Here is a 10,639-nt window from a genome sequence, read left to right on the forward strand (position 1 = left end):
CCGCCGGGCACTCGAAATCTCGAGTGCCCGGCGGTCGGTAGTCCAATAGGGATTTGGGTTTACATAGCCACCTGGTGCTGACGCTGCGCGTGGAAGAAGTCCGACCACGACGTCACCTCGGGATGCTGTTTGAGCAGCGCCCGCCGCTGCCGCTCGGTCATACCACCCCACACCCCGAACTCGACCCTGTTGTCCAGTGCGTCCGCCCCGCACTCCATCAGGACCGGGCAGTGCCGGCAGATCGTCGCCGCCTTGCGCTGGGCCGCGCCGCGTACGAACAGTTGATCGGGATCCACTTCCTTGCATCGGGCCTGGGCCACCCAGGCGATCCTTGCTTCGGCCTGCTCTACGTCCAATCGAGCGACGGGGGTTGTCATGTGCATTTGGTGTGCCCCTTTGCCAGTCCGAACACCGGGTCACGGCGCTCCGGAATCGCGTCCACTACGCAGCAACCCGAGCCCCGCTGCGCAGTGCACCACATTCCACATTGAGTGTTAGCTCTATCACACTGAGCTCTCAATCTAGGTAAAGGTATGCCCATTGCGCAAGACCGAGTGATGACTTTTTGGTACGTCCGTGCCTGCGACCCGGTCGGCGCCACCTGCCTTCCGCCCCGTAAACGCACGTCAAGCGCCCTGCGCGATACTCCCCGCTCAATACGCTGATCAGCGAAGCCAACACCCGGCGTCCACACGTCACGAACCCCGAACGGTGACCCTCTACGCTGGTGCTGTGCCGATCACACGTGCGCTCCTCAAGCTGGCGGGCAGCTGTGTACTCGCCTCCGTGCTCGTAGCCGGATTGTTGTTCCCGGTCGCCGGAGGTTTCGGATTCGTCTCGAATCGCGCCGCCGACGCCGTCGACAACGTGTCCGCGGAACTGGTCGAGGGAACCGTCCCCGCCGTGTCCACCATGGTGGACGCGGCCGGCAATCCCATCGCCTGGCTCTACGAGCAGCGCCGGTTCGAAGTGCCCAGCGACCAGATCTCCAACGATATGAAGCTGGCCATCGTCTCCATCGAGGACAAGCGCTTCGCCGACCACCACGGTGTCGACTGGCAGGGCACCATCCGCGCCTTCCTGACCAACACCAGCAGCGGAGAGGTCCAGCAGGGCGCCTCGACCATCGACCAGCAGTACGTCAAGAACTTCAACCTGCTCGTGGTCGCCAAGACCGACGCCGAACGCCGGGCCGCCATCGAGACCACACCCGCGCGCAAGATCCGCGAGATCCGCATGGCGCTGACCCTGGACAAGGAGCTCACCAAGGACGAAGTCCTCACCCGCTACCTGAACCTCGTCCCGTTCGGTAATTCCTCCTACGGCATCCAGGACGCCGCCCAGACCTACTTCGGTATCGACGCCAAGGACCTGAACATCGCCCAGTCGGCGATGCTGGCCGGAATGGTGCAGTCCAGCTCCAAGCTGAACCCCTACACCAATCCCGAGGGGGTCACCGCGCGCCGCAATACCGTGCTGGACACCCTGATGCAGAACATCCCCAGCCGCGCCGCGGAGTTCCACGCGGCGAAATCGCAGCCGCTGGGTGTGCTGCCCGAACCGAAGGGCCTGCCCCGGGGTTGTATCGCCGCGGGCGACCGCGGATTCTTCTGCGACTACGCCCTGCAGTACCTGGCCGAGGCCGGGCTCAGCAAGGAACAGATCGAAAAGGGCGGCTACCTGATCCGCACCACTCTGGACCCCGCCGTCCAGGATTCGGTGAAACGATCGGTCAACGCGAACGCCGACCCCCATCTGGAGAACATCGCCTCGCTCATGTCACTCATCGGGCCCGGCAAGGACAAACACCCGCTGCTCGCGATGGCGAGCAGTCGCACCTACGGCCTGAACCGGGATGCGCACGAAACCCTGCTCGGCCAGCCCTACACGATGGTCGGCGACGGCGCGGGTTCGGTGTTCAAGCTCTTCACCACCGCCGCGGCGATGGAGAAAGGTATGGGCACCAACGCCCAGCTCGATGTGCCGTCCCGGTTCGATGCCCGCGGCATGGGTAACGGCGGCGCCCCCGGTTGCCCACCCGAGACGTACTGCGTCGAGAACGCGGGCAACTACCGGTCCCCGATGTCGGTGACCGAGGCGCTGGCCACCTCGCCGAACACGGCCTTCGTGAAACTCATCCAGGCCGTCGGCGTGACCCCGACCGTGGATATGGCCGTCCGGCTGGGCCTGCGCTCCTACACCGATCCCGGCACCTCCGGCCACGACGACAACCAGAGCCTCGCCGACATGATCAAGGGCCAGAATCTCGGCTCGTTCACCCTCGGTCCCCTCGCGGTCAATCCGCTGGAACTGTCCAATGTCGCCGCGACCATCGCTTCCGGCGGAACCTGGTGCCCGCCCTCGCCCATCGCGGAAGTGATCGACCGCTATGGCAAGCCGGTTCCGCTCACCGAACAGGCCTGTGAACAGGTCGTCGAGCCGGGTTTGGCGAATACCCTCGCCAACGCCATGGGCAAGGACTCCGCCGGCGGCGGTACCGCCTCGGCGGCCGCCGGGAACACCGGCTGGAACCTGCCCGTCTCGGCCAAGACCGGCACCACCGAAAGCCACCGGTCCTCGGCCTTCGTGGGCTTCACCAACTCGCTCGCGGGCTCGGTCTACATCTACGGCGACAGCCCGACCCCCGGCGAGATCTGTTCCTTCCCGCTGCGCAACTGCCCGGCCAGCGACGCCAACGGCCTGTTCGGCGGTAACGAGCCCGCCCGGACCTGGTTCGGCGCCGTCAAGCCGGTGGTGGGCAACTTCCCGCCGCCGGCCCTGCCGCCGGTCGACGAGAAATACGTCCGCGGCGCGGAGAACGCACAGGTGCCCGATGTGGTCGGGATGACCGCGGGCGAAGCGACCGGGGCCCTGACCGGCGCCGGTTTCAAGGTCACCTCGGTGACCTCACCGGGTTCGGCGCCCAAGGGCACGGTCACCGGATCGACGCCGAACGGGTCGGCGATCCCCGGCTCGCAGGTGACGATCTACCTCAGCGACGGCACCGTCCGCGAACCACCGCCGCCGGGCCGGCCGGCCGCGACCACCCCGAACGCCCCCGGGTTGCCGCTGCCGCCGTTCCTGCCGCCGATCCCCATTCCGGTGCCCATCCCCCGCTGACCCCGGCGGGGCGGGCGCGGCTCTACAGCCGCGCCTTCACCGCCGCCGAGATCCGGGAGCCGTCGGCCTTGCCGGCCGCCAGCCCGGAGGCCACCTTCATGACCTGGCCCATCTGCCGCATCCCGGGCCGTTCGCCGAGCTCCTCGGCCACCTGGGCGATCGCGGTATCGGCCAGGTCGGCGACCTCGGCGTCGGTCAACTGGGTGGGCAGATACTCGTCGATGATGCGGGCCTCGGCGTGTTCGTTGGCCGCCAGCTCACCACGGCCCGCCTGGGTGTAGATCTCGGCCGATTCGTTGCGTTTCTTCGACTCCTTGGTGAGCACCGCCACCACCTCGGCGTCGGACAGTTCGCGGGCTTCCTTCCCCGCGACCTCGCTCGTCTGGATGGCGGCCAGCAGCATCCGCAGGGTGTTCAGCCGCAGCGAATCCTTCGCCTTCATCGCAGCGGTCATATCGGCGCGCAGCCTCGATTTCAGTTCCGACATGGTCAGAACGGTAGCCGCTGCACCCCGCCACGCCCACCGGATAACCCGCTGGGCCGGGCGTGTTCGCTCCCGGGCAGATCGGTCGTTTCCCGAGGCCACAGGCGTGTCCTCGGCCGCGGGGCTGTGTCATCTGCCCGCTATGTGGCCGAAACTGTGGCTCAACACGCTGCGCGCCCAGCGACCTGGTCACCTATGCTGGGCAAATGCCCGTGATCTCGACGTCGGTCCTTCGCCGAACCGTATTCGGCGCCGCCGGAGCCGCGGCGGCCGGAGTCGGCTATGCCTCATTGATCGAACGCAATGCCTTTGTTCTGCGCGAAGCCACGATGCCGGTGCTACGGCCGGGCTCGGCGCCGCTGCGGGTATTGCACATCAGCGATTTGCACATGACGCCCGGGCAGAAGCTCAAACAGCAGTGGTTGCGCGAGCTCGACCGGCTCGAGCCCGACCTGGTGATCAACACCGGCGACAACCTGTCGCATCAGAAGGCCGTGCCCGCGGTGGTCCAGTCGCTGGGTGGACTGCTCTCCCGGCCGGGCCTGTTCGTGTTCGGCAGCAACGACTACTTCGCACCGGTCCCCAAGAACCCGCTGAAGTATTTCGACAAGAACCACAAACGAGTGCACGGCGCCCCGCTGCCCTGGAAGGATCTGCGCGCGGCGTTCACCGAGCGCGGCTGGCTGGACCTGACGCACACCCGCCGCGATATCGAGGTCGGCGGTATCCGCATCGCCAGCGCGGGTGTCGACGATCCGCATCTGCAGCGCGATCGCTACGACACCATCGCCGGCGCCCCGAACCCGCTCGCCGATCTCCGTATCGGCCTGACGCACTCCCCGGAGCCGCGGGTCCTGGACCGCTTCGCCGATGACGGCTACGACCTGATCCTGGCCGGGCACACCCATGGCGGCCAGCTCTGCCTGCCCGGGTACGGCGCCCTGGTCACCAATTGCGAGATCGACCGGTCGCGAGTCAAGGGTCCGTCCAAATGGGGTGCGCACACCCGGCTGCACGTCTCCGCCGGAATCGGTACCTCCCCCTGGGCGCCGTACCGCTTCTGCTGCCGGCCCGAGGCCACATTGCTCACCCTCGTCGCCGTCCCGCCCACACAGCCCGTCGCCGATTCCGGTCACGGGGTGTCGGCATCGCGGGCAGTCGCCCGGTAGTCCGCGCGGCTACCGGAAAATAGGCCCTGAACAGTCGGTTTCTTTTCCGGACCGGACCTGATGTAAGCTATCGCAGGTCCGCTTCACGGGGTGTGGCGCAGCTTGGTAGCGCGCTTCGTTCGGGACGAAGAGGTCGTGGGTTCAAATCCCGCCACCCCGACTCGTGTTGGTCGAGACACGATAAGGCACCTGACCAGGGTTATCCGGTCAGGTGCCTTTCTCGTTCGGTACCTCAATTCACCACCAGATCACCCGCTGTAGGCAGCGAAAAGGCAGCGGCGGGCGGGAACGGCTACTCGTCGTTGTCGTCGTCATCGTCATCACCGAGCGACCGGCGAACCGCGTCATGATCCTCGGTCCGGCGTATGTAGTACTGCATGGTGGTCGTCGCATTCTCATGGCCGATCACCACCGCGAGCTTGTGCGGAGGCAACCCGTCATCGGCCAGCCAGGTCCCGAACATATCGCGCAGATCATGGAACCGGACACCGCCCGCTTCGTTCCGAGCAACCATCTTCACGGCCTGTTCGTACTTGCCGAACACTTCCGATTCGACCTCACCATTGCTGTTCATCCAGATTGCTTCGTACTTGCCGTCCACTTCGGCGACCTCACCGAGCAGACCGGCCCGAACGAGGGCAGGACGCCACACCCGCGCCCGGAACAGGGTTCGACGCAGCGGCCCACCAACCTCGTTGGTGAAGATCAGGCCCTGTTCGCCTTGCGGATACGCACGCGTGTAGTCCCGGAGCTCATCGACCAGCCACCGCGGGATAGGCACATTCCGCCGGCCAGCTCGCGACTTGGGAAACGGCTTGAACTCGACATTGCCGGCCACCTCGGTAACGGTGCGGATCACACGAATAACCCCGGCATCCAGGTCCACCGCATCACCACAGAGCCCGGCCACCTCACCCCACCTGAGCCCAGCGAACGCAGCTGTCGCGACGAACACGCGATACCGATCAGGCCGGACCGCCGGGAGAAGCAGTTGCCGAACCTCTTCCCGAGTGAGGAACCGCTCATCGGTATCACGCACCCGACGCTTGGGCAGGCGCACACCCACGGTCGGATCACTGCCCAACAGCCGGTTTCTGACTGCCGACTGCATCACACCCGTCAGCATCCGCTTGCACTCGGCCACGGTAGCCCGCGAACGCACCGCCGATAGCTCGGTCAGCCACGTCTGAACCGACAGGTGATCGACCTTGCCGAGCTGCCAATTCCCCCACTTCGGGAGGATGTGTGTCCGCATGATCGACTCGTCACGCGCCTTGGTGGTCCGCTCGTTGTTCCACGACTTCATCCACACCCGGGCGTGGTCCCCGAGCAGGGTCCGACCAGCATGCGGCGATACGTAGGCACCGTTGGACTTGGACACCTCCACCTGCGCGAGGAAGGTAGTTGCCTCCTTCTTCGTCCGGAAGGTCTTGGAGCGCTGAGACCCGGAGGGCTCCCGCCAGAACGCTTTCCACTTGCCGCCCGGTGTCTGATCGATGAACCCCATCGTCAGCCCGCCTTCGGAAGGTTGTCCGACTCGTTCAGCCAGACATGGAACGCCGCGCGAGCAACCACCCACCGCCGACCGATCCGCTTCGCCGGAATCACCCCGTCATTGACGAACGCGTAGGCCATACCCCGCGATATCCCGAGCAACGCCGCCACCTCATCGACGGTGTATGTCGCCGGAGAGGCAACCGCCCCACGACTATTGATCACCTGCATTTTCTGCCCTTTCTCATACCGCCACTGGGATTGCCGAATGTTCTTGGAGTGCTGGTGGGCCCGCTTCAAGCAGGGCACGGGTGTATTCCGCGCGCCAGACCTTGCGTTGCGCGACGGCCATCATGATCAGGTGATCCCGGGGTGGTGCCGACTTGTCGCCGGGTTTGACCACCGACAGTTTCAGGTTCGGGGCATCGCGTTTGACGATCCCAACCGAGGCCAGGAGTTGCCGAACGAATTCCGCGCGATCGGCCTTGTGATCCGGGAGAGTCTTGTTCGACCACTGCCGCGAGACCAGGACACGGCGTCCGGGCAGGCCGAGGGTGTCCCGGCGATGAGCCTTGCTGCGGCAGCGGCCCGGGATGGTCTTCTCGGTCGCGCCTTCGGGGACGATGCCGTAGCGCAGCCAGACCGGGCACCGCTTCGAGCACGGGGTGTGCTGGAGCTCCTGATGCAGCCGGTCGTAATGCCGGCGAGTCCGGTCGGAATCGGTGTCCAGGACTTCGGCTATCGACTTGGTCAAATACTTGGTGACATAGCCGATGGTGCGGTCGGCCTTCGGACCCGGAACCATGCCCTTGATAGCGGAACGGTCCATCCGATCCCCGAACCGCACCACATGCGCCGGCTCCAGATCTTCCACGTCGTCGAGGAGGTCTTGCACGTCATCGAAGGCCAGCAGCGATGCACCGGTGTCCGGGTCGGTGAACGTCATCTTGACCGGGTCCCAGATCGGCACGACCTGTGCGGGGTAGACCTCGCTGTCCCGGTCATGCGGGGGCCACCACACCTGATGGTAGGTAGCCGCGGTGACCTGGCGAATGATCTCGCGGGACACGGTGCCCCGGATCAGGATGTGCAAGTGTGGGGCACCCCGCTTCTGAGGTTCCACGGTCGCGTAGTACTGGACGTTCCAGCCGACCGCCCGCCGCAAGTTCTGGACCCACCGGTCGAACAACGCCGAGAAGTGCACGACATCACGCGCAGCACGCCGGTAGTCGTAGGACTCCGGATCGACCGGGGAGCCATCACCGACCGTTTCGCCCTTATCGTTCACGGCACCGTCGCGGTGGATGGCCCCGTAGGACGGCATCGTCAGCGTGACGAACAGCGACGGCTGATGCCCGGCATAGGTCCGGCCGATGGTGGTTTTCTCGACCTTGAGCCGGGGCAGGTTCGGAACGTCTTGCCGGCGGCGAGTGGAGCGGGCACGCCGGGCTTTGGGTTCAGAGTCGAAATCGGGGAGTCGCCCACGGAACCCGGACTCTTTCATCTCCGCATCCAGGTCCGCGACGACTTCCCGAATCCCGAACATCATGTCCTGATCACCATCGGCCTTGGCCTGCTGGTAGGTCTCGAACAGATCCGACCGGGCCGCCAGCAACGCGGTTTGATGCTCGGTCGGCTTGCTTTTGGTCAGTTCGGGTTCCTGGGTCAGGTGCCAGCCCTCGCGGGACTGGGTGATCCGCAGAAACCGGGCCTTGTCCGCGCACGCCGGGCACACCGAGGCCACCGTCGACTTGCACGGGGCACCGACATAGGTCATGGTGCCGGCGTCGTGGTCGAACCCGCGCATCGGAATCGGCCGCGCACAAATGTGTTCCTCTTCGGCCAGCGACTGGGCGACATCCCGGAAATCCGGGAGACTACGACGCGCAGCTGCTGTCTGCCGAACCGGAGCCCCCGAATCACCAGGAGCCCCGTCGAGGTCCGTGACAGCCGCCGTCACTGGCACAGCCCATACGCGCGCAGGCCCGCCATTCGGTCGGTCGGGTTGGCCTTCGCCGCCTCAACCGCCGAGCGATCCCGGACCGGTGTTTCCTGTGCTGCCCGGTGGTAGTCCCACGCCGGAACCCGAGACACCGAACGCGGTACCAATCCCGAGGCACCGTTACGCGGCTCACCGAACGGATAGGTCACCACCCACCCTGTGCCGTCGACATCCACCGTCATGTCCTGAACATCCAGTGCGACAGTCATGATCAACGCCCCATCCACCGCACCGGAGCACCGCCACCAGCAGGCCAGGACTCATACACCACCGGACCCACCGGGCCATAGGCCAGCATCGAAGACTTCACCGGCTCCACCGGCCGCACCCGGTCCAGCTCCACGACCTCGGACAGCGTTTCGGAGCTCTCCGATTCGATCAGGCCCTGGGTGCAGTCGCACCGATCCGCCGCCGTCATCGGGTCCAGGTGACCGTTCACGTACTCGGTACCGCCGCACTGACCGCAGGTCTCCCACACCGCCCCCGCGAACCAGGCGATGCACCGCGCGCTCTCACAATGCCGGCCAAGGCAATTGATGCACCACCCCGCCGCGTTCAACCGAGAAGGGCGAAGGTCCGTTGACGAGATTTTCAGAGCCTGCATATCGATCCCTCCAGTGCCACCGAATGCCACCTAGTCTCCCTAGGTATCTTTCAGCCTAGCCTACCTCCCTAGGTACGTCAACCAGTTCCCGGCATCCCTAGGTAAATCGCTTACGCTGGAGTTATGGACGCCATCGACCCCGACGATCCCCGGCCCCCGTCGCAGCAGATCGCAAACGTTTTGCGGGCTGCAATCCTGACAAGGAAGCTCGCGCCCGGCGAGAAATTGCCTTCCGGTCCACAACTTGTCGAGCGGTACGGGGTGGCGAAGGCTACCGTCGAACAGGCCATTCGCATCCTCCGCAATGAGGGCCTGGTCATTTCCCGCAAGGGAAGCGGCGTGTTCGTCCGGGAACGCACCGAACGCCCTGTCGGCCTACGCCCACATATCGAACGTGCGTTCGAGGCAAACTCGGTGACGATCGACTTTGCCGGTTTCTCGGGCGAGACCCTTCACGGCGCAATCACGGAGCCACTCGACCGCATCCGCGAGGGTCGTCTACGGCCAGAATCACTGACAATCCGATTACTGGTCCCGGACACCTCCGTGCCCTGGTCATTGCCGGCGAACGCCGACGACCTGAGTGACAGCCCGCCATTTCGCCAGCGCATGGGCCGGATCACCGAACGCCACGCCATGGGCATATTCGACGCGGTTCAAGAGCTCGGAACGCTTGGACTCGTCGCGAGTGCCACAGCGCAAGTGCGAACCATCCCGGTCGTTCCGCTGTTCAAGCTCTACATACTCAACGGTGAACGATCATTCTTCGGCTTCTACCCTGTGTACGAGCACAAATTGGAGTTAGCCGGGGAACCTCAGGCCATCTGGGACTTGGCCGGCAAGGACGCGACACTCTTCCACCACTCCCAGGACTCCGACCTCGACTCGAACGAGAGCCAGTTCGTGGAGCAGTCGAAGGCGTGGTTCGACAGCATGTGGAACTCGGTCGCCCGGGACTACCGTCCATGATCACGCTGACCCGGTTACTCGACGAGCGCTCATGCGTCCTGTTCGATTTCGACGGTCCGATATGCGCTGTCTTCTCTGGAATTCCAGACCGTGACGTAGCGGTAGCCCTTGGGCCGTATGTCGGTTCACCCCTGCCGCCGGATGTCTCGAATAGCCGTGACCCGTTCGACGTGCTCCGGTATGCCAGCACCCTTGGCCCGGAAGCTGGCGCGGCTGTAGAGCACCGATTGACAGAACTCGAACTCGAGGCCGTGAAGTACGCCAAGCCGACCGGCCCGACAGAGCCGTTGATTCGCGAACTCACCAATTCAGGACGGACGGTCGCCGTTGTCAGCAACAACTCTGTGCCGGCAGTAGATGCGTACCTGTCGGCGCATGGTCTGCGCGACTATGTGACCGGCATATTCAGCCGAACGCCGGCCAACTTCACCCAGCTCAAGCCGGACCCGCATCTACTCAACTGGGCGTTGTCCGAGCTCGACGTTTCCCCTGCTTCGGCCACATTCATCGGCGATTCGGTCTCTGACATCGACGCCGCACACGCCGCCCGGGTGGCTGCCATCGCGTACGCCAACCGGCCCCAGAAGATCGAGCGATTCCGCGCCCTGAAGCCCGCAGCGCTCATCACCGACATGGCCGAACTGATTGGTGCACTGTCGGCGGATAGATAGCCCCCGTAGCACTCACTTTCGCGCTAACCCCGCCTGTTCCCAGGGTTGTTGCCGAATTTAGCTATATAGGTTCAAGAGCGGCGGCGCAGACGCGCCGCCGCCGCACTACGGCACACCGCCCCCACC

Annotated in this window: 11 protein-coding genes and 1 tRNA gene; 5 read left to right on the forward strand and 7 right to left on the reverse strand. The window is 65.2% G+C overall.

Features of this window, described 5'->3' with window-relative positions; all coding sequences use genetic code 11:
• Window positions 1–59: 59 nt before the first annotated feature.
• Entirely contained in the window at window positions 60–383 is a 324-nt protein-coding gene (locus ACLML9_RS25030; protein ID WP_030524217.1) for a WhiB family transcriptional regulator, read from the reverse strand.
• 349 nt (window positions 384–732) lie between these two features.
• Here ACLML9_RS25030 and ACLML9_RS25035 point away from each other — a divergent pair, with 349 nt between their 5' ends.
• Window positions 733–3,120 carry a penicillin-binding protein gene (locus tag ACLML9_RS25035; protein ID WP_411947816.1) on the forward strand — a complete coding sequence of 796 codons (2,388 nt, stop codon included), beginning with the start codon at window positions 733–735 and terminating at the stop codon, window positions 3,118–3,120.
• Window positions 3,121–3,142: 22 nt separating this feature from the next.
• Here ACLML9_RS25035 and ACLML9_RS25040 read toward each other — a convergent pair whose 3' ends face one another.
• Window positions 3,143–3,607: a GatB/YqeY domain-containing protein gene (locus ACLML9_RS25040; protein ID WP_030524219.1), complete on the reverse strand. Its 465-nt coding sequence runs from the start codon at window positions 3,605–3,607 to the stop codon at window positions 3,143–3,145.
• Window positions 3,608–3,810: 203 nt separating this feature from the next.
• Here ACLML9_RS25040 and ACLML9_RS25045 point away from each other — a divergent pair, with 203 nt between their 5' ends.
• Both ACLML9_RS25045 and ACLML9_RS25050 read left to right on the forward strand, forming a co-directional pair.
• Window positions 3,811–4,773 carry a metallophosphoesterase gene (locus tag ACLML9_RS25045; RefSeq protein ID WP_411947817.1) on the forward strand — a complete coding sequence of 321 codons (963 nt, stop codon included), beginning with the start codon at window positions 3,811–3,813 and terminating at the stop codon, window positions 4,771–4,773.
• An 86-nt stretch (window positions 4,774–4,859) separates the two neighbouring features.
• A tRNA-Pro gene (locus tag ACLML9_RS25050) sits at window positions 4,860–4,933 on the forward strand.
• A gap of 132 nt (window positions 4,934–5,065) precedes the next feature.
• Here the strand turns inward: ACLML9_RS25050 and ACLML9_RS25055 are convergent.
• Genes ACLML9_RS25055 through ACLML9_RS25075 form a run of 5 tightly spaced genes read right to left on the reverse strand, consistent with a single transcriptional unit; the run spans window position 5,066 to window position 8,687 of the window.
• Window positions 5,066–6,280, reverse strand: coding sequence for a tyrosine-type recombinase/integrase (locus ACLML9_RS25055; protein WP_411947818.1), 1,215 nt, complete (start codon window positions 6,278–6,280; stop codon window positions 5,066–5,068).
• Between the two features lie 2 nt (window positions 6,281–6,282).
• Complete coding sequence (locus ACLML9_RS25060) at window positions 6,283–6,498, reverse strand: helix-turn-helix domain-containing protein (protein WP_411947819.1); 216 nt, start codon at window positions 6,496–6,498, stop codon at window positions 6,283–6,285.
• Window positions 6,499–6,511: 13 nt separating this feature from the next.
• Complete coding sequence (locus ACLML9_RS25065) at window positions 6,512–8,233, reverse strand: replication initiator (protein ID WP_411947820.1); 1,722 nt, start codon at window positions 8,231–8,233, stop codon at window positions 6,512–6,514.
• Window positions 8,224–8,478, reverse strand: coding sequence for a hypothetical protein (locus tag ACLML9_RS25070; protein WP_411947821.1), 255 nt, complete (start codon window positions 8,476–8,478; stop codon window positions 8,224–8,226). Before ACLML9_RS25070 ends, ACLML9_RS25065 begins: the two co-directional genes overlap by 10 nt.
• A gap of 2 nt (window positions 8,479–8,480) precedes the next feature.
• Window positions 8,481–8,687 carry a hypothetical protein gene (locus tag ACLML9_RS25075; RefSeq protein WP_411947822.1) on the reverse strand — a complete coding sequence of 69 codons (207 nt, stop codon included), beginning with the start codon at window positions 8,685–8,687 and terminating at the stop codon, window positions 8,481–8,483.
• Window positions 8,688–8,996: 309 nt separating this feature from the next.
• Here ACLML9_RS25075 and ACLML9_RS25080 point away from each other — a divergent pair, with 309 nt between their 5' ends.
• Together ACLML9_RS25080 and ACLML9_RS25085 are read left to right on the forward strand one after the other, a co-directional pair.
• The gene (locus ACLML9_RS25080) at window positions 8,997–9,842 is read left to right on the forward strand and encodes a GntR family transcriptional regulator (RefSeq protein ID WP_411947823.1); all 846 of its coding nucleotides are present in this window, start codon (window positions 8,997–8,999) and stop codon (window positions 9,840–9,842) included.
• Complete coding sequence (locus tag ACLML9_RS25085) at window positions 9,839–10,513, forward strand: HAD family hydrolase (protein WP_411947824.1); 675 nt, start codon at window positions 9,839–9,841, stop codon at window positions 10,511–10,513. Before ACLML9_RS25080 ends, ACLML9_RS25085 begins: the two co-directional genes overlap by 4 nt.
• Window positions 10,514–10,639: the final 126 nt, after the last annotated feature.

This window comes from Nocardia sp. NPDC002869 (assembly GCF_046764065.1).
In the GTDB taxonomy this organism is placed as follows: domain Bacteria; phylum Actinomycetota; class Actinomycetes; order Mycobacteriales; family Mycobacteriaceae; genus Nocardia; species Nocardia rhamnosiphila.